The organism is Marinobacter sp. MBR-99 (assembly GCF_040547575.1).
Taxonomy (GTDB): Bacteria; Pseudomonadota; Gammaproteobacteria; order Pseudomonadales; family Oleiphilaceae; genus Marinobacter.
This window is the reverse complement of sequence record NZ_JBEPPY010000021.1, coordinates 24,115-42,693: the sequence shown is the minus strand read 5'-3', so window position 1 is coordinate 42,693 and position 18,579 is coordinate 24,115. Positions and strand designations below refer to the sequence as shown.

Sequence of the window (18,579 nt, the reverse complement as noted above, 5' to 3'; positions counted from 1 at the left end):
AATCGTACACCAATCGATCAGGGTAATCCTGGAATGCTCACACCCTTGAGGACGTTTCAGGATGGCTGTCAAGCACATACCAACGGGTGAAGTTCACAGCGGTAACAAAGGTGGTAAAACTGGTTGCGGTTTCGATACTCGTGACAACCCCAGCCACTGGGTTTCATCGCATGAAAGAATTACGTGCGGCAAGAACGGCTACAAAAACTGAATCTTACATGGATTGCGTCCGTTGCGGTTGGTCAGAGATCAACTCAAATGGGGAAAATCGTAATGACCAGTCAATTGAGTATGTTCCGGCCTACGGCCTCTACCGGACGTACTAGTCGGGCGCAGCTTATCATTGGCGTTGGGCGGATGATAACAGCGTGGCTCATTTTTCCCTTGAGGCTGTTAAGGCCCACCTTGATAACATCGTGGAGATAATTCCCAATGAATGATGTGGTTCGGGAAGCTGCCGCTGGACAGGTTGGACAAGAGGAAATCCTGCTCCCTGCAATCGTTTGGCAGAAGAAACACAACATCGGTGAAATAGCCCATGTCCTGCGCCCCGAGCGCAGCGAAAGAATTGTCGAACGCATCAGTATTAACGTCTCACCCCGAATAGAACAGCCTTTGCTTATCCTGGAGTCGGGTGAACGCATCGTTCTCACCAAAAGGAAAAAATGTCCTGTCCCTAACGGTGTAGACGGCGTTTTGCACGAGACTGATATCGGTACGCATGACTGGCAGTTCCATCGTGAACTCGCAGGGCAATCCGATCCTACGCAATGGGCAGAGAAAAAGTCACAAATTTCTGAATCGTGGACAAGTGGGATCCGGTATGCCGTGGAACAGGTTGATGGTGACGGTAATGTAGTGCAGCCAGGATTGCGTCCCCCCCAAATCGGAGCTTTACACGCCATCGGTGCACATTGGAGTCTTTACAACACCCCGGCTACGACCGTCATGCCAACCGGTACCGGAAAGACAGAGACAATGATCGCAGCTTTGATCGGACAGGTAACGGGTACGTTACTCGTGGTCGTGCCTAACTCTCCTCTGCGAGCACAGACAGTGAAAAAGTTCCTGACGTTGGGTTTGCTTCGGAAACTTGGCGTCATTCCAGAGGATATGCTCAATCCCATAGTGGGTGTGATCAGTAATCGCCCTCGGTCAGAGACCGATCTCGATATCTTTGACGCCTCCCATGTTGTCATTTCTACGATGGCTGCCATCAGTCAGGGAACGGCAGCAGAACTAATTCCAGAAATGGCCGAGCGATGCGCATGTCTTGTCGTTGATGAGGCACACCATGTGGGCGCAAAAAGTTGGACGGCCTTCAGAGATAAATTTCGGTCAACACGTGTCTTGCAGTTCACAGCAACGCCGTTCAGGCGTGACGGCGTTCTTGTAGACGGAGATGTAATCTACTCCTATCCGCTTCGTCGTGCGCAGGAGGACCAGTATTTCAAACCGATTAAGTTTGATCCGGTTTGTGAGATTGAAATGCGGGACGCGGATCGTGCCATTGCAGAGAAGGCGATCGCTCAACTTGATGCCGACCTTGATGCGGGGCATGACCACTTGATTATGGCACGATGTAACCGGATTGAGCGCGCCAATGAGATTCTGACGCTCTACCGGGAAATAGCGTCAGATCACAATCCGATTCTTATCCACTCAGAGGATCCCTCGTCGGCAGAGTACCTAAAACGCCTATACAGCCGCCATAGCCGCATTGTCGTTTGTGTCGAGATGCTCGGGGAAGGATTTGATCTTCCGGAGCTCAAGATCGCTGCGATTCACGACACGCACAAGAGCCTCGCTGTACTACTTCAGTTTACGGGCCGTTTTACCAGGACTGCAGGCAGTACGATTGGAGATGCGACAGTGGTCGCAAATATCGCCGATCAAGATGTGTCTGCGGGACTGGAAAGGCTCTACAGTGAGGATGCAGATTGGAACACGCTTCTTGCAGAGATGAGTTCAGATGCAGTTCGCGAACATCGTGAGCTTGTTGAATTTCTCTCGCAGTCGGCTTCACTGACCAAAGAAGTGGACGATGATTCGTTGGCTTCGATTTCCCCAACGTTACTCCAGCCGAAGTTCAGCATGGTCGCGTACAGGGCGAGCCAGTTTAATCCGCGCCGCTTTCATCGTGCTGTGCCGGCTGGCGCCGAAGTTCACGGGGTGTGGCTGCATGCCGAATCCAGAACCCTTTACTATGTGACAAAGACAGAGCCGCCCGTGCTATGGACGCGCACGCAGTCGATAAAGGACCGAGAATGGCACTTATATGTCGTTCACTACGCAGCAGATCTAGGCTTGCTCTTTATCCACTCTAGCGATAAGTCATCTTTGCACGAGAGTTTGGCGAAAACCGTGGCTGGCCAGGATGTCGTTCTTGTCCGTGGTGATCCCGTGTTCCGCACGCTAGCCGGGATCAAGCGGCTTCAGTTTCAGAATGTTGGCGTTACTAAGCATGCTCGCCGCAATCTGCGATACGCGATGTACACTGGTGCGGACGTTCGCCAAGCTTTGGAAATCTCTCAAACCGCTGGCTCTACTAAATCGGTTCTTCAGGGGATGGGCTTTGAGGATGGTGTCCCAATTGCGATTGGTTGCTCCTTCAAGGGAAGGGTGTGGTCTAAGCAACGCGGGCCAATCGCTCACCTAACTAAATGGTGCAATCGAGTTGGTGCGAAACTGGTTGACCGCACAATCAGTACGGACGAGATACTTCAGAATGTGTTGGTGCCGGAAGAGATTGATCGGTTTCCTGAGGCAACCGTGCTCTCCCTCGAATGGCCCCTGGAAATACTCCAGCAGCAAGAGGGTCGAGTGCAGATTATTCGGAATGGTATCGAAACCCCGCTTTATTACTTTGATCTGCGCTTTACCGAGATAGACGAAGGTCGTCAAACAATGCGATTTTGTCTCGAATACGATGGAGAACTGTCCGATTATGCGTTCCGGCTTGGTGTGGCCAACGCCTATGAGTTTGTTCACGTGGCCGGTCCAACTCTCTCCATTGGTATTGCCCGCCGGCAAATCCTTTTATCTGATTTCTTGAATGATTACCCGCTCCTTGTTCGCATGACTGACCTTAGTGAGTTGGATGGCCATTTATTGATCAAGCCTGAGGAGGCTCCAGAACTGTCCTTTCCGGCCGAACACTTCGATGTATGGGATTGGAATGGTATCGATGTCACCAAAGAATCAATGTGGCGTGACGGTGAACGGCATGAGGACACGGTTCAGGCTCGGGCGGCACGGCGTTTCATGGATGCAGGCTACGATGTAGTTTTCGATGATGATGCCTCCGGTGAGGCGGCTGATCTGATCTGCTTCAAGATTGATAATGAAACTATTCACTTTGCCCTTGTTCACTGCAAGTTTAGTGAAAATGTCGGCGGCGCCCGGCTTCAGGATGCTGTTGAAGTCTGCTCACAAGCGGTACGCTCCGGACGCTGGCTCTGGAAGTTCAAGGATTTGTGCCGTCATGTCTCTAAGCGAGAACAGCGCTTGCGGTCCAACACTCGTCCAACCCGCTTCCTTCGCGGTGGTACTCACGAGATAAACAACATACTTCGCGCAAGCCGGTTTAAGGAGGTCCAGGGGCAGATAGTTATTGTCCAACCTGGCATATCGCGGGCAAATCATAGCGACCGTCAGGCCACTATCCTCGCAGCTGCCCATAGTTTCCTGATGGATACAGTTGGTGTGCCGTTGTGCGTGGTTTGTGCACAATAGATGAGAGTTGCCAGTCATTTGATCTCCGCCCCACAAACTCTCTAGTCGGAAGCCAATGGCGCCGCTGATGTATCGTTACCATCTTAGGTGAGGGGCCGGATGCGGTTAGACAGAAAGGTCCTGTTTGAAAACAAAGCGAGCTGAAGCGCAAAGCGAACGTTCGCTTTTGTTTAAAAAGCTTGGATTTATGCTGGTGCTCTCGCCTGTCCTAGCTTATAAGTGGGAAGCCATCGAACGATGTTGCCGTGCATGCCGCAGCAAAGTAGCAGCAGACCGACCTCCCCGCAGGCCTTTATAAGCTCTTCAGCTCGCGAGGGGCTAGGGCTGCCCTTCGTGTTCAACAATTTTAACTGTCTGTATTAAGCCAATTCCACGAATATCATGAATAACGGGGCATGGCCGGAGAGCGCCTCCAGTTTTTACCTCAGAAAACGGCCGATCTCGCGGGCATTGTCCACTAGGCCCTCGGTTTCAATTTCATCGAGGGTGACGAGCGCTGCGTCGCGTGCCACGACGTTACCGCCTTAAGTGTCTCCCTGGGATCCGGGCCAGCGTTTTGCCATGAGATCTCTGCAGGACAGGAGCATACCTCTAGCCAGCCTTTTCGAGCGCGCCTGCCAGAGAAGACTAGATGGACGTCCGGGGCGATCTCTACGAGTTCGACGGCGATCCTGTGGGGGTTGACCTGAATCGTCACACGCACGCTTTGGCATCTACCATCCTAGGTTAACGATTAGTCGCAGGTTGGAGGCCATGTTTTAGAAAGTGCGCAGGAAGCCGGGACAACACCCCGATGACCAGAAACGCAAACAGGAGACGTGCCCAAAGAACGGCAGACAGGTCGGCCCCCAGCAGCAAAATCAGCAAGGTATCCTCAATCAGACTGTGACACAGGCCGAGAAAGCTCACTGCAAGCAGAGCATCTCGGGGGCTAAGCTTCTCGGTTCTGGATTCCTGGATGAGAAGCCCCGCGCCAAAACTAAGCCCCAGCATAGCGCCGATAACAATAGTATTGGCGGCCGCTTGGCTAACGCCCAGTAGCCGAAGAAACGGATTAAGCAGTAGGTGCAGCAGCCGTTCGATGCCCAACAGGCGGAACAGCTTGAGTGATGTTATCAGCGCCAGGATGACGAAAAAGATTATCGTAAGCGTCTGGATTTGCACTAGCGCCCACCCCATTAAGCTCTCGTCGGTGTACTTCGGTTGCCACGCCAGTTCGTTCGGGTACTGCAGCCATCCACCAGCTCGATAAAGCTGGTGAAGAACCCACGCAAGCAGGAGCGACCCGCCGATGCGCAGGCACAGCGTCAGCCACCAAGGCGCGCCTACTTTTCGGGCGACCGCGCCCTCCACAGGTATAGCATGCGCAACGATCATAAGCGTGCCTAACACGCTGACCTGGGCGACCGTCAGGGTCTCGGATCGAGCCACTTCAAAAAACAGCACCATGCCAGTGTAAATGTTGGTCAGCAGCGTCGCGGCCCATACAACGCTGACCGTGTCGGGCAGCCCCAGCCATCCCATCAGTGGTGCCAGCACAGAACCCAACCAGACTGTAAATCCTAACAACTCCAGCGACTTCACAACGATCAGTGCCGGGACCAGTATTCTTAGTAAGGTGAAGTAAACCCGGGTGGACTCCCTGAAAATCTCAAAAACTGAGTTTTTTTTCTGTGTCATTAACCAGGTCAACATGAATATCGCTCGTTTGAGGTGGAAGAAGCGATATTGTACGATGAGTGGCAAGAAATCTTTCGTCTAAAAGATACCAAACAATACATTTCATTCGTTTGTTGTGTTATTTGGAGAATATTATGCACCTGGATCGGCTCGACCTCCGACTACTGGACTGTTTGCAAAATGAGGGCGGCATCACCAACCAAGAGTTGGCGAACAAGGTCGGGTTGTCACCCTCTGCCTCCCTAAAAAGGGTCCGGCGACTACGGGAGAGCGGGATTATTGAGCGGGATGTAGTTTTACTGGCTCCTGAAAAACTCGGGCCCACCTTGCATGTGGTGGTTGAGGTCATCATGGAGCGTGATGATAAGGCATTATACCAGCGGTTCCTTAAGCGGGCACTGGCGGCTCAGGAGGTGAAGCAGTGCTATCAAGTCACCGGAGAGGTCGATTTTGTGTTGATCGTAATTGTAGCCGATATGGAATGTTATGACCTTTTTTGTGATCGGGTACTGTATGCGGATTCCAACATGCGTAAATTCCGCACGCTGATTTCTCGTAAACGAGCTAAGTTCGATACGAGAGTTACCCTTCCTGTTTTATGACTGGCGTTTGCGGTTTGGCCACAAGCTTAAAGAGGAGGGGTACCTTCACGCTGACGTTCAGTTGTGAGTGAAGTGGTTCAATGATTCCGGACACCAACGTAGGTGGGAAAGTCGCTACCCTAGATAACCCGTTTGGATGCGGTAAAAAGGTCCGCTTGCCAATGGAAACGAGCATCTTTACGGATGGCCTATCAATGTTCGCTTTTGTTTAAGGAACCAGGAAAGGCAGCGCGGGTCGCAAAGCGAACATTCGAAGTGGTGCCCAGAGCGCCATCTTCCAGCCGTAAAAGGCCAGGGATTTCGTTGAGACCGAAACCCAGCTACTGCGCCGTTTTCACAAACTTCAGCCTATCAAACTCGCCAGTTACTACGCGTCTGTTAAGTAAAAGTATTTGAAGGCTTCTCGATCACTCTACCTTTAGATTTTGCTGGTATTGCAGCATTTGCTCCATCATCAGCTGCATTTGATCCATGCGCTCCTGCATCATCTGAATTTGTTGCTCGTTAGACAGACTACCACCATTCTTTGATTTACCGCCGCCGTTCATCATGTGCTGACCTCCCATCATGCCGTTTTGTCCACGCATCATGCCGGGGCCCATCATACCGTGATGCATAAAACCCATTTGCTCTTGCATCGCCTCCCTGTGTTCTCGCATCAATCGTTGCCGTTCTTGCGGTGAAGCTTCATCAGGAATGCGTTGCATCAGCTGGTTCATGTGAGACCAGTTCTGGTGCATCTGTTGCATTTGCTCCTGATCCATCATCATGCCAGGACCATGCCCTTGCCATGAGCCTTGATCACCATGCGCTAGCACGAATGCAGGAAAAACCAACAACGCAGCGGTTGCTGTAAGTCCTTTAAATGAAATCATAAAGTTTACCCTCGAAATAAAATTAGACGTCCACACCATCGCACTTATCATTGTAGATCTTTATCCAGACAAACGCCGATTTTGACGACTACTAGTGTAGATTAGTTATTGACCCTGTAGTGGCTACAGGGTTTTAAATTGCATCATTTGTACGAAAACCGGAGCCGAGAAAATGAGCAAACCCTGCAATGGGCAGTGTGGTAGTGAAGACTCTGTCGTAGATGACAAGTTTCAGGGACGCGCCACCGCCGAAACAGGTAGCCAGCTAAGCACCTACAAAATACCAAAAATGGATTGTCCCTCGGAAGAGCGAATGATTCGAATGGCACTGACTGGCGTTGAAAACATTCAGTCGCTGTCATTCGATTTATCGGGTCGTACATTGGAAATTATCCACCATGGAGAAACCGGTCCTATTACCAGCAAACTGGAAAACCTGGGCCTGGGTGCTTCCTTGCAGCGGACAGAAGACGCCAGCGCTGAATCCGTCAGAGCGGCTGAATCTTCTAAGGCCAACGAAAGCGGAGAATCCGGCACTTTATGGATACTGCTGGCAATCAACGCTCTGATGTTTCTGGTCGAGATGACGATGGGCCTGATCGCCCAGTCTGCTGGCCTGATTGCAGACTCGCTAGACATGCTTGCCGATGCCGCCGTCTACGGTCTCGCACTTTACGCCGTTGGACACGGAATCAAAATGCAGGTCAGAGCGGCGCATGTGGCTGGCATCCTCCAGCTTATCCTTGCCGCTGGGGTATTGGTTGAAGTTGGCAGGCGCTTTCTGTTTGGGAGTGATCCCCAGTCGTTAATGATGATGGCCGTCGCATCTGTTGCTCTCATCGCGAATATCAGTTGCCTTCTTCTGATCGCAAAACACCGTGAGGGCGGTGCTCACATGAAAGCCAGCTGGATATTTTCAGCAAACGACGTGGTCATCAACCTGGGTGTAATACTTGCGGGGCTGCTCGTTGCCTGGACCGGTACCAACTACCCAGATCTGATTATTGGGGGAATTGTTGGTGCCATCGTATTGATGGGTGCCAAACGCATACTGGCACTGAAAGGCTGAACCATTCGGAGTCAAATGGTCGATTATTGGCCCGTCGTTGGCATTTCAGGGGGAGTAAACATCGATGCACAGTGAATTGAAGGCGTCCGATCTTACGGAGCTTGAGGCGACACGCAGGGCGGAAGGCGCAGGCGATTTCCAGACAGCCTTCACCCATCTGGAACGTGCCCATATCCTCAGCCAGAGGTATGCTCTGGCGCACGCTGCAACCCACTTACGGATGCTCAGACTGGGTTGGCGAACAAGAGACGTTCGTGAAGTGCTGGGGCAGTCTATTCGAACCATTGCCGCCCTGGTCTTTTCCCGAATTTAGGTTCCGTTGGGAAACACTGGTGCAAACATCAGCGCATTTGCACCCATGCCGGTGCCCGAGGATTTGGCAGTGGTGCTTTCGGAGGCGGAGGGAAGGCGTGACTAGAATGTTCGCTTTTGTTTAGGTGCTGGTCGCAAAGCGAACATTCTGGGGTCAGTTCACGAAACGGAAAAAATTGTACGCTAAGCCTTTGGCATCAATGATATCGACACCATTTTTTCCACAATTCATAAAGTTGCGCAGTAATTAGTCGACGACTGGCCCTTGCTAAATAATTTTCATTTCAGCATGAGTTGTGCTTTAAAAATTCAATTCTGCAACTACACTCATTGGGCGAACAGAGCGAGAAATCCGCCGTTAATTCCAATAGCGGGTACGCGAATGAATATCAGCTCTTAGGGGAATATTATGTTAAATTGTCTATTCACCGCTGAAGAACTAACCCCCCAATAACCCCTGCGCAAAATGCCCAGTAGCAAACGCCAGCCCCGCTGCGGCCGTACCCATGATCAAAGTCCGGAGTCCTGATCGCATTGCTGGTAAGCCATAGACGATACTTTTAAGCATTCCGATACCCAAGAAGACGACGCCTGCCAAACCAAGACTCGTCAGGAACTGAATCTGACTCTCCATACCCGGGATGGCATAAGGCAGTAAAGGTAAAGCACCAACCGACAAAAATGCGGCGAAGGTAGTCAACGCGGCTCGGCGTGGGCTGAGTCCGGCACCCGAGAGTCCGTACTCTTCTCGCAACATGGTTGCTACCCACACATCGGGATTACGACTGATAGCCTCCACTACTTGCTCCAGCAATTCGCCGTCGAATCCCTTCGCCTGAAACAGCTGGCGAATTTCCTCACGTTCACCTTCTGGCACAGCACGGATATGTTCACGTTCTGTGCGTTCAGCAAATTTGATCTGATTCAACTGCGCCTGGCCCGCTTCGTAATTACTTACCGCCATGCTGAAGCCGTCTGCAATCAGGTTTGCAAAGCCGAGTACCAACGCAACCTGTGGCGAGAAACCTGCGCCGAACGCACCCGATACAACCGCAAACGTTGTAACGCAGCCATCGATGCCGCCAAGCACAGCATCTGGTAGCGTCGAGGCCTTAACGGGACCAGCAAGCCGTGCACGAACGGCATTAGGCTGGTGCTCGCTGAGCAGTCTTTCATTTTCTGTGGATGGCATCTTTCAGCTTCCTGTTCAGGACGCGATTTGGTGCTTTGGGATTATAGGCTCAGTTCGACCTTGTCACTTTATCTGTCAATATACATCTTCAAGATAACGTCCCTGGCCTCTCAGAGTTTCAATATCGATGTGCAAGGGTTTGATAATGTCTTCTATAACCTGCCGCACAGCCGCCGCCATATCCCGGCCACCACAGACCAGTATCTGCGCACCGGTGTTAACCATCTGTCGCACGGCTAATTCATCCTGTTTGAGCTTATCCTGCACGTAGGCGCGCTCGTCTGTTCTTGAGAAGGCTGTGTTCAGCCCGCTCAGTCGATGATCCTCAAGATAGCGCCCAAGCTCAGGTTGGTAGAGAAAATCTGACCTGGCATCGCGACCGCCCCAGTACAGATACATAGGGTTGCAACTGGTATTGTTTCTGATGAAACCGGTTAACGGACCAATCCCGGCACCTGCACCGACAAGAATCACTGGTCGGTTACCGGTAGCTGGCCGAAAGCCTGGATTGGGGCGGATGAAGCCATCGATACAATCACCCGGCTTGAGGTCATGCAAATAACCGGAGCAAAGACCGCCGGCCTGCTTACGGACGCATATCTCAACAATTTCGTCATTTGCCGAGGACGCGAGCGAGTAGAACCGCGGGGGTTGACCGTGTGGGGGAATAACCCCCAAAAGGTCTCCCGCCTCGAACGGTGGCAGCGCTTTAAATCTTCTTGGAGAAGCCGTTAGCCATCCGCCCTGCTCCGCCGGTTTGAACCGGAAGATACTGGTGGGCGCCTGAACCGCAATCCCGTAATCCGCCCTTTCTACCAGTTCCAGTTTGACCGTTGCTGGCTGCAATGCACAGTAGTTCAAGAAAAGCGGAGTACCGATAACCTCACCAACCCGGTTTCCCCACTCACTGAATTGCGAGGCAGAACACCGATCAATCAGTTCAATGGCGTGCAAACGGCTGACGCCTTTACCGGCGAGCGCAGCATCCACCGACAAGGCAAACTGACAGAAGTTCGGAAACTGCCGGTCACCAAAACCCAGTACCGTGTATCGCAGGTTCTTCTCAGCCCGGAATTCTTTGAGCCTGGCCATAAACTGCCGGGCCGATGCGGGTGCATCACCATCACCGTATGTCGAAGTCAGCACGAACAGCCTGGAAGCCTGCGGATACTGCTTAGCCAGGGCATTCATCTCGCTGCAATGCACGCGGAAACCGGCCTTATTCAGGCTGCTATGGAGTTCCTGGGCAAATCCCCAGGTGGCATTACCTTCGGAGCCGACCAGAATAATTGTATCCGCCTGAGCGGCATCGGCGTTGTCAGGAAGCTGCCCTGAAGACCGGCGACGCTGCCACCAGATGGTTGCACCTGTTATCGAGAGAGCTGGCACAGTCAGTGCCGCAGCGCCAAGAATCAGGCCAAGCCACCATAGGCCTTCACCGGTGTGCAAACGTACAATCCAGTCCTGCAATACGCCGCTGTCAGAGCGCGGCTGGAACTGCAGCAACTCGCCCGTAGCCTGGTCCACGAATCCGGAGCCGCCGGCGGTTGACAGCGAATAGACGTCCTGCGGATCACCGGGATAGGGAAACACCAGTTCCCGGAGTTCGCCAAGATCGAAATTGCCTAGCGCTTTTAAGGTGCCCACAGGCGATGGTTGCCCGCCCGAGACCTCAGCCGGAAACCCTGGCCCTGTGTCAGGCGCTTCCGGCAGCAAACCAAAGCGCTGTGCCGACATATAGCTACCGGTCAGTGCGGATAACAGTAGGCCGAGCACGGCAAACCGGGCCAGCTCGGCATGGATTCGTTTCCCGCCTGAGCCGGAAAGCGGTCTTAGTATATTCTTCCAACCCCCGGTACGCCGGGCTATCAACAATATTCCCGAAAGACACAGAAGTACCATCAAAGCAGCTAATACGCCGGCCAGCGCTCTACCGGCATCATCCAGCATAAACGCACGGTGCAGGTCCTTGACCCAGCCAAAAAATGCGGAAGGTTCGTAGGGTGCGGTGCCCTCACCTGTTACCGGATTCACCAGATCCGCACCGGCCTGGCCGTCACGGCTGTAATAGACAATGACCTTGCCAGAAGGCTCTCGCACGATCTGCTCAGTCCCGGGATAGTGAGCAACGACCCGGTCTGCCAGCTCGGCAATACTGACTTCACCGGAAGCCGGAATGACCGCTGACACTCTATCCAGCGTCGGAGCCAAAGCCAACACAGCTCCCGTGACCGAGAGAACGATCAGGAACACGCCTGCAAGCAAACCCGGTAAACTGTGGAACTTGCGCAACATAATAGTCGATGCTCCTGGTGAATTATTGAAGCTCGTAGGTCAGAGCGCGCACGTAACCACGTCCTGAAACCGGCTTTCCGGACCCTTCGGTGGTCAGGGGGGCTATCACATCGGCTCTGATATCGCGCATATCTTCAACAGCAGAGTCGACTCGAACCTCATAGCCGTTGTCGATCAGCGAATCATCGAGGTTCAGAGTCACTTTCAGCGTGCGGCCACTGGTAACACTGGCGCCAGTCAAGCCGTCATACTCTGCAGGATCAAGCCCACTGCCCCGGGCCCAGCCTCCCAGGTGTTTGTAGTATTTAGATTTCTTCCCGGAAACCCAAAGGGTACCCTGATACTCTCCGGCGGCATCGGTAAGATACAGCGCCAGATAGGCTCCATCGCCGCCGTAATTCTGTAGTTCCGTAGTGAAGGTCACGTCACGGGCCTGGGCGAATACCGGTAAAGCCAAGGCGGCGAAAAGGCTGCAAGTGAGAACAAACGTTTTCATAAATGGTCTCCAAAAACCTGATGAACGTTAAAGGAACAGGGCAAATTCGCTGAGTTACTCAACGGTAACCGTGGGACGCCCCTTGACGATGCCGTTGCGTGGCGCCTGACTTTTGGGATTGTCCTGTCCATTTTTCCTGTTGCCGCGGTCCCTCTCCTCATCGTCACTGTCTTCACGCTCCCATTTCATCATGGTCAATGAAGCGGGCGCGAAAGAGGCTTCTGCCCTGACCCCATCGGCATCGAGGCCCCGGACTTCATAACAACCGTCGTCAACCTTTATTCGGTGAACTGTCCAGCCTTCGGCTTCCAGCTTTTCACGCAGATTTTCACGGGGCTGCCAACTCGCCACCGGATCATCGCAGTCGTCATCGGCCACTGCGGTACCGCTCAGAAGTAACAAAGACAGGCTCAGAATAATGGGTTTGGTCTTCATGGTGTCTCTCCTGCTGGTTGTGTTAAATCCACTCTAAGGCGCTAACCTGACAACGACCTGAACAAACGAGGCCATTTCAGCGGAACTGAAAAGCTTCTTTATGGAAGCGAGTCAGGCGGAAGGGTGCTGCCCGCAAGCCGTTTCTAATGGCTTCCCCCAGCCCTGCCGGGCCGCAGAACCAGACCTCTGCGCCTGCTGCCGAGCGTCCGTTGGTAGACAACGTCTCGGCAGACAACCTCTGCCCCTTGCTGCTGTCATGAATCTCGAGGTGTATCCCGGGAAAGCCATCGCAAAGCGCCCGAAGTCGATCCACCATGGGATCCTGGCCGGCGTTGCGCGTGCAGTAATGCAGATCGGCTTCAGGCACGGTGGCGTCGGTGGCGCTGCTTAGAGCTTCGAGCCAGGCCAGAAACGGCGTGATCCCGATGCCACCGGCTATCCAGATCTGGTGGGATTTGCGGTTGCGGCGATCGAAGTTAAAACAGCCGTAAGGGCCTTCTATATTTACGGTTTGCCCCACGCTGATTTTTTGGCTCAGATTGCGGGTGAAGTCGCCGAGCGATTTAATGATGAACGTAACCGTGCCATTTTCCCTATCGGCACTGGCAATCGTGAACGGGTGCGCGCCCTCTAGTCGGTCGAAGGTCACAAAGGCGAATTGCCCCGCACGGTGACCGGGCCATGCCGGCCCCATGTGGCAGGTAACTTCGGTGACGTCCCGGTCTGGTGTTTTGATCGCGGTGACCATGCCGCGAACCTGGCGACGACGACCAACTCTGCCGGTCAGGGATAGCCCGCTGGCGATGCTGCCGCCAAAGAGCAAAATGGCCATCAGCACACCGATTGGCTGCTGCCACCATTGCAGCGGAGTAAGCCACGCCGCGTGGAAAGCGAGCAACAGATAAAGCACCGGCATGCCGCGATGCAAATAGCGCCAGTATTTGTAGGGGAACTTGCGCAACAAGGTGATCAGCAGCATGGCGAACAGCAGATAGATGGCGAACTCCCCTACCTCTTCCGCCGCATCGCGCATGGTGTCGATGAACCCGGAATAATCCTGATCGTGCAGCTTGCCGGCTTTTCCGAACACCGACTCTATTACATCGTCACCCATTTCAATCAGCCAATGGGCGGCGGCGAATACCACTGCCAGAATGCCCGCCCATTTGTGGGTGCGATAGATCTGATCCAACCCGCCCAGCGGTCTCTCCAACCAGGCTGGGCGCAGTGCCAACATCATGGCTAGTGACATCAGAGCAATGGATAACAGCCCACTGAGCAGCAGGCTCTGGTCATAGACTGCCCAGGGAGAACCGGCCCCAGGACCTGCAAAGAGGTTCCAGGCCCATAGGCCCAAAACCAACACAACGAAAGGAAAAATCATCCGCATCATCACATCTCCTGCGATCGGTACCTGGAATATTCCCCCGAAGGCTAGCGCCCAAACCTGACAGCCAGCTGAAGGTCGGTGAAGAGAGATCGAAGCGTTATTGACCATTCAGGCTGTTGTCAGGTTCGAGCTGTAGTATCTTGATTTCAGGGCTGGGTCAGAGGTGAACAATGCGGGTTCTTTTGGTGGAGGATACGGCGGGATTGGGCGAGGCGGTCCGGGATCAGATTGCGGACGACGGCCACGCCGTGGACTGGGTGCAAACTCTGCGCTTTGCTGAGGCGAGTATCAGGACCACAGCCTACGACCTGATTCTGCTGGACCTGATGCTGCCCGACGGCCATGGCTTCGGCTTTTTGCGAACGATCCGGGCTACCGGAATAACAACACCGGTGATCATTCTGACCGCCAGGGATCAGGTGTCTGACCGGATTGAAGGATTGAATGCCGGTGCTGACGACTACCTGGTCAAACCCTTTGATCTTTCGGAGTTGTCGGCCCGCGTGGCCGCGGTGGCTCGCCGATATCGCGGCAATCCAAGCCCGATCATACAAGTGGGCGAGCTGATGATTGATCTTGGCGATCACCGCATCAGTCGCAACGGCCTGCCGGTAGAACTTACGGCACGGGAGTGGGCATTGTTTGAGGGCTTTATCCAGCGACCCGGAATGCTGTTATCGCGATCGCAACTGGAGGATCGTCTATACGCTTTCGGGGCCGAAATCGAAAGTAACACCATCGAAGTTTATGTCAGCCGTCTGCGTAAAAAGCTGGGGCGGGACGCTATCGTAACCGTCAGGGGAATGGGCTATCGCCTGGAAACACATGACCACTAGAACCAGCCTGCAAAAAACACTCGGTATCGGCCTGACACTCGGTGTCACCCTACTCTGGCTGTTGGGCGTGACCGCTTCGGGACTGGTGGCACAGCATGAAATGAACGAGGTCTTCGACAGTGCCCTGGAAGAAACCGCCCAGCGCATACTGCCACTGGCGGTCACCGACATCCTGAACCGTGAGAACGGCGCGGGCAATCAAAAGGCCCCAGCCCTGAAAGACCATGACGAATACCTGACCTATCTGGTACGGGACGAAGCTGGAAATATTCTGCTCCAGTCCCACGATGCCGACCCTGGCGTGTTTAGCAGGACCCCCGCGGAAGGGTTTTCAGATACTCTGACCCACCGGCTATATGGCGTATCTGCAGTCAGCTATACCATCTATCTTGAAGTGGCCGAACCCTTGGCGCACCGGCGTGAATCCGCTCTGGAGGCGGGATTAGCCTTACTGTTGCCTTTACTGGTGCTGATTCCGGTCAGCCTGTTGGGTGTCTGGTGGATTGTCCGGCTTTCCCTTCGTAAGGTGGTCGATTTTCAGCAAGACATTGAATCCCGCGGCGCGGGAGATCTGTCCCCTGTTGTAGAAGAGCAGTTACCCCGTGAATTTGAACCAATCGCCGGTGCCATCAACCGGCTGCTTGAGCGTTTGCATCGTGCTCTCGAATCAGAACGCAGCTTTACCGCCAACAGTGCCCATGAACTGCGAACTCCCCTGGCAACAGCGCTTGCCAAAGTGCAGCGACTGAAAACCAGAATGCCCGATGATTATCTCAAGAATGATGTTGCAGAAATTGAAGAAGCGTTACGCAGTCTCTCGGTGCTGTCCGGAAAACTGCTCGAGTTGGCAAAAGCAGAAGGTGGCGGTGCACTCTCACAAAGTCAGCAGGATCTTGTGCCCATCCTCGCGATGATTGCCCGGGATTTTGAGGCCCAGGCACCCGGGCGAGTTGTTTTATCCCTGCCGGAGCGCGAAGTGAACTCCTTTCTTGATCCCGATGCCTTCGCCATCCTGGTGCGTAACCTGATCGAGAATGCCCTTAAGCATGGTTCCCGTAGCGAGCCGGTGAAGATCAACCTGAACGATAATGGGGTTTTAAGGGTCTGCAATGGCGGTGCAAGAGTGCCACCGGAACAGCTCGCTCTTTTAAGAAACCGGTTTGCACGCGCCAAAACGGACGCTGCAGGTTCTGGCCTGGGCCTCGCGATTGCCGATGCGATTGCTAAAGGTGCCGGCATGACCCTGCATCTCAGATCGCCGGCAACAGGACGGCAGGATGGTTTTGAAGCGGAGCTGAATCTGGCATGTATCTGACACTCACCGACATTGTGCTGCTGACGAGCATCATTCAATCGCTGGCTCTTGCCGTTTTTCTCCTACTTCCATCCAACAGTGGGCTCATATCTAACCGACTCCTGGTTGCCACTCTGGTGTTCTTCGCCGCCGGGCTGGGAGAGATCTTCCTCTATGGCAGCGGGCTTGCGCTCCAGTACCCAAACTTCGCCTACCTCGGAACACTCATCGGACTTCTACAAGCCGGCTCGCTCTATCTATATGCGCAATCGCTGATGTATCAGAATTTCCAGTTACGCGGGAAGCATCTCGTGCACACGTTGCTCTTCTGGGTGGTCGGCGCAATTTTTCTGATTGAATATTATTTACAGCCAAGCGAGACCAAAGTTCAGATTCTGCTTGAACGGGACCACCCGGGCGTACTTACCTCTCCCCTTCTTGCAGTCGCTATTCACGCGGTCTTTCTGGGCTACCTGTACGCGACGATTCGTGCGATTAACCGTTTCGGCCTTGGTATTCGACAGATTTTCTCGAGTATTGAAAACAAACAACTTGCGTGGTTACGGACGCTTCTGATCGGCTATGCAGTGGCTTGGACCGTGAGCATGATGTACTGCCTTACAGCGCATGTGTTTAGAAGCGTGCCTGGAACCGAGTGGGTGGCCGGCGCTGGCGCTGTAACGGGCTTCATTTTCATCAATTTTCTGATGATAAACTCTCTTCGCCAACCCGTTGTTTTCTCTGGATTGGCAGCAGACCAGGCCGCCTTGCTGGAAGAAGAACCCACGCCGCAGTTTGATCAAACTTTAAAGGTCAGGCTCCAACAGTTAATGCACCAGGAAAAGCCCCACTTGCACCCCAACCTGACCCTGGAACAACTTTCACGGAAATTGGGCGCCCCTTCAAGAGAGGTTTCACGGGCCATTAACCAAGGCTTTGGCTGCAATTTCTTTGAGTTCGTCAGTCGCTATCGCATCGACGAGGCGAAATCGCGCCTGGCCGATGCAGCCAATCAGGCAAATATTCTGCAAACTATGTATGACTCTGGCTTCAACTCGAAGTCCGTATTCAACACTGCTTTCAAGAAAGAGACAGGATTTACCCCCAGTGAATATCGCCGACGAGCCCTGCAGGGCGATATCCGACCCTAGCCACGATCCTGAACCTGGCTACCCGGCGTTCGAGTACGCTCTCACCCGATACTGAAACCTCTATCCTTTTGAATTATATATTTTATTTCCAAACCATGGAATCGGTTCGGTTTCGTACCTGAGAACGCTTCTTTGACCTCCCTTCCGTACTCTGATTGCCAAGCGACACCAAACCCGGTGCTCGTGAAGCTCAACGCAATATGAAGAGGTCATGTATGAAAACCAAATTACGCAAAACCGCTGTTCCCGCAGTGGCCGCAGCAATCTTCAGCCTGATGTTTGCCGGTAGCGCCCAAGCTCATTGTGATGCTCTGGACGGTCCCGTGATTACCGAAGCCCGTGCGGCACTGGAGTCAGGCAATGTTAAGCCCTTGCTCAAATGGGTGCCGGCAAAGGATGAGGCCGAAATCAAAAGGGTATTCGCCGATGTGCGCCAAGTCCGCGGGCAAAGCGAAACTGCGAAAAACATTGCCGATCAGCATCTGTTCTCGACGCTCGTTGAGGTTCATCGTGCCTCCGAAGGCGCACCCTTTACCGGCATCAAGCCTTCCGGACAGATTGATCCGGGTTTAATGGCGGCGGATGCGGCGTTGGAAAACGGGCAAATTGATCGCCTCGTGGCAAATATAACCCGCAAGATCGAGAACGGTATTCGTGAGCGTTATCATGAGGCTCAGCGTGCAAGGGCCATGGCTGATCAAAGCAGCGATAAGGGGCGTGCCTTTGTCGCTGACTACGTCAATTACATTCACTATATAGAGGGCGTGCATGGCGCTGCTGGAGGGCAGGGGCACTAATTCCTATCTTCACGCAGACGCAAAGCAGGCTGACGGCCTGCTTTGCCGTTGTATTCATTTCCAGTTTCGCCTTCGGCTGAATTGGTACCATCATTCTATTAAGGCGCATCAAAAAACATAAATGAAGCCAACACCAATCTCCGCTTCATAATCATTCCGGGATATCGGGCAGCCATATTACTAACTGAGGGGCGTGCTGTGTTTTATCTAATTTCGGTATTTCCGCAATTAGAGAAAAAAATTCCAAGCGCCAGGTATGGAAGGCGTATCAGCGCGTTAAATCAAATCGAGGTGCGGCCGGTGTAGATGGCCAGACGATTCAGGACTTTGATCGAGACTTGAGTAAGAACCTCTATCTAATTTGGAATCGGATGTCCTCCGGCAGCTATTTCCCACCGTCCGTCAAAGCAGTTCCAATTC

General features: G+C 53.3%; 14 protein-coding genes and 1 pseudogene. 8 read left to right on the top strand and 7 right to left on the bottom strand.

Annotated elements, in window-relative coordinates; genetic code table 11:
• Positions 1–432 precede the first annotated feature (432 nt).
• Positions 433–3,735, top strand: coding sequence for a DEAD/DEAH box helicase (locus tag ABIE59_RS16345; protein ID WP_354448544.1), 3,303 nt, complete (start codon positions 433–435; stop codon positions 3,733–3,735).
• A 726-nt stretch (positions 3,736–4,461) separates the two neighbouring features.
• Here the strand turns inward: ABIE59_RS16345 and ABIE59_RS16340 are convergent.
• Positions 4,462–5,481: a hypothetical protein gene (locus ABIE59_RS16340; protein ID WP_023009401.1), complete on the bottom strand. Its 1,020-nt coding sequence runs from the start codon at positions 5,479–5,481 to the stop codon at positions 4,462–4,464.
• 68 nt (positions 5,482–5,549) lie between these two features.
• Between ABIE59_RS16340 and ABIE59_RS16335 the strand changes: the two genes are divergently transcribed.
• Positions 5,550–6,017: an Lrp/AsnC family transcriptional regulator gene (locus ABIE59_RS16335; RefSeq protein WP_023009402.1), complete on the top strand. Its 468-nt coding sequence runs from the start codon at positions 5,550–5,552 to the stop codon at positions 6,015–6,017.
• Positions 6,018–6,424: 407 nt separating this feature from the next.
• On the opposite strand, the gene ABIE59_RS16330 is transcribed toward ABIE59_RS16335, so the two are convergent.
• A complete protein-coding gene (locus ABIE59_RS16330) occupies positions 6,425–6,892 on the bottom strand; it encodes a hypothetical protein (RefSeq protein WP_041343552.1) in 468 nt (155 codons plus the stop codon).
• 172 nt (positions 6,893–7,064) lie between these two features.
• Between ABIE59_RS16330 and ABIE59_RS16325 the strand changes: the two genes are divergently transcribed.
• Together ABIE59_RS16325 and ABIE59_RS16320 are read left to right on the top strand one after the other, a co-directional pair.
• Positions 7,065–7,961: a cation efflux transmembrane domain-containing protein gene (locus tag ABIE59_RS16325; RefSeq protein WP_011784792.1), complete on the top strand. Its 897-nt coding sequence runs from the start codon at positions 7,065–7,067 to the stop codon at positions 7,959–7,961.
• A gap of 64 nt (positions 7,962–8,025) precedes the next feature.
• Positions 8,026–8,379: pseudogene (locus ABIE59_RS16320) on the top strand (DUF3703 domain-containing protein).
• A 333-nt stretch (positions 8,380–8,712) separates the two neighbouring features.
• Here ABIE59_RS16320 and ABIE59_RS16315 read toward each other — a convergent pair.
• From ABIE59_RS16315 to ABIE59_RS16295, 5 genes are all read right to left on the bottom strand, one after another.
• On the bottom strand, positions 8,713–9,465 hold the full coding sequence (locus tag ABIE59_RS16315; RefSeq protein ID WP_011784790.1) for a VIT1/CCC1 transporter family protein: 753 nt from the start codon (positions 9,463–9,465) through the stop codon (positions 8,713–8,715).
• A gap of 75 nt (positions 9,466–9,540) precedes the next feature.
• Positions 9,541–11,760, bottom strand: a complete 2,220-nt coding sequence (locus ABIE59_RS16310; protein ID WP_011784789.1) for a PepSY domain-containing protein — start codon at positions 11,758–11,760, stop codon at positions 9,541–9,543.
• A 22-nt stretch (positions 11,761–11,782) separates the two neighbouring features.
• Positions 11,783–12,256 carry a DUF2271 domain-containing protein gene (locus ABIE59_RS16305; RefSeq protein ID WP_011784788.1) on the bottom strand — a complete coding sequence of 158 codons (474 nt, stop codon included), beginning with the start codon at positions 12,254–12,256 and terminating at the stop codon, positions 11,783–11,785.
• Between the two features lie 54 nt (positions 12,257–12,310).
• Positions 12,311–12,691 (bottom strand): PepSY domain-containing protein, encoded by a 381-nt coding sequence (locus ABIE59_RS16300; protein ID WP_011784787.1) that lies wholly within the window; start codon positions 12,689–12,691, stop codon positions 12,311–12,313.
• 76 nt (positions 12,692–12,767) lie between these two features.
• On the bottom strand, positions 12,768–14,084 hold the full coding sequence (locus ABIE59_RS16295) for a ferredoxin reductase family protein (RefSeq protein ID WP_011784786.1): 1,317 nt from the start codon (positions 14,082–14,084) through the stop codon (positions 12,768–12,770).
• Between the two features lie 167 nt (positions 14,085–14,251).
• On the opposite strand from ABIE59_RS16295, the gene ABIE59_RS16290 reads away from it, so the two are divergent.
• From ABIE59_RS16290 to ABIE59_RS16275, 4 genes are all read left to right on the top strand, one after another.
• A complete protein-coding gene (locus ABIE59_RS16290; RefSeq protein ID WP_011786648.1) occupies positions 14,252–14,917 on the top strand; it encodes a response regulator in 666 nt (221 codons plus the stop codon).
• Entirely contained in the window at positions 14,907–16,232 is a 1,326-nt protein-coding gene (locus ABIE59_RS16285) for an ATP-binding protein (protein ID WP_019677803.1), read from the top strand. Before ABIE59_RS16290 ends, ABIE59_RS16285 begins: the two co-directional genes overlap by 11 nt.
• On the top strand, positions 16,223–17,362 hold the full coding sequence (locus ABIE59_RS16280) for a helix-turn-helix domain-containing protein (protein WP_011784783.1): 1,140 nt from the start codon (positions 16,223–16,225) through the stop codon (positions 17,360–17,362). The genes ABIE59_RS16285 and ABIE59_RS16280 overlap by 10 nt, the downstream gene beginning before the upstream one ends.
• 215 nt (positions 17,363–17,577) lie before the next feature.
• Positions 17,578–18,159, top strand: coding sequence for a DUF6448 family protein (locus ABIE59_RS16275; protein ID WP_011784782.1), 582 nt, complete (start codon positions 17,578–17,580; stop codon positions 18,157–18,159).
• Positions 18,160–18,579: the final 420 nt, after the last annotated feature.

What these genes read in the sequence shown, in the direction of transcription:
- ABIE59_RS16290 (WP_011786648.1), top strand. Translation starts at nt 14,252, where the DNA reads ATGCGGGTTCTTTTGGTGGAGGATACGGCGGGATTGGGCGAGGCGGTC.
- ABIE59_RS16310 (WP_011784789.1), bottom strand. Translation starts at nt 11,760, where the DNA reads ATGTTGCGCAAGTTCCACAGTTTACCGGGTTTGCTTGCAGGCGTGTTC.
- ABIE59_RS16285 (WP_019677803.1), top strand. Translation starts at nt 14,907, where the DNA reads ATGACCACTAGAACCAGCCTGCAAAAAACACTCGGTATCGGCCTGACA.
- ABIE59_RS16280 (WP_011784783.1), top strand. Translation starts at nt 16,223, where the DNA reads ATGTATCTGACACTCACCGACATTGTGCTGCTGACGAGCATCATTCAA.
- ABIE59_RS16345 (WP_354448544.1), top strand. Translation starts at nt 433, where the DNA reads ATGAATGATGTGGTTCGGGAAGCTGCCGCTGGACAGGTTGGACAAGAG.
- ABIE59_RS16325 (WP_011784792.1), top strand. Translation starts at nt 7,065, where the DNA reads ATGAGCAAACCCTGCAATGGGCAGTGTGGTAGTGAAGACTCTGTCGTA.
- ABIE59_RS16315 (WP_011784790.1), bottom strand. Translation starts at nt 9,465, where the DNA reads ATGCCATCCACAGAAAATGAAAGACTGCTCAGCGAGCACCAGCCTAAT.
- ABIE59_RS16295 (WP_011784786.1), bottom strand. Translation starts at nt 14,084, where the DNA reads ATGATGCGGATGATTTTTCCTTTCGTTGTGTTGGTTTTGGGCCTATGG.
- ABIE59_RS16300 (WP_011784787.1), bottom strand. Translation starts at nt 12,691, where the DNA reads ATGAAGACCAAACCCATTATTCTGAGCCTGTCTTTGTTACTTCTGAGC.
- ABIE59_RS16275 (WP_011784782.1), top strand. Translation starts at nt 17,578, where the DNA reads ATGAAAACCAAATTACGCAAAACCGCTGTTCCCGCAGTGGCCGCAGCA.
- ABIE59_RS16305 (WP_011784788.1), bottom strand. Translation starts at nt 12,256, where the DNA reads ATGAAAACGTTTGTTCTCACTTGCAGCCTTTTCGCCGCCTTGGCTTTA.
- ABIE59_RS16335 (WP_023009402.1), top strand. Translation starts at nt 5,550, where the DNA reads ATGCACCTGGATCGGCTCGACCTCCGACTACTGGACTGTTTGCAAAAT.
- ABIE59_RS16330 (WP_041343552.1), bottom strand. Translation starts at nt 6,892, where the DNA reads ATGATTTCATTTAAAGGACTTACAGCAACCGCTGCGTTGTTGGTTTTT.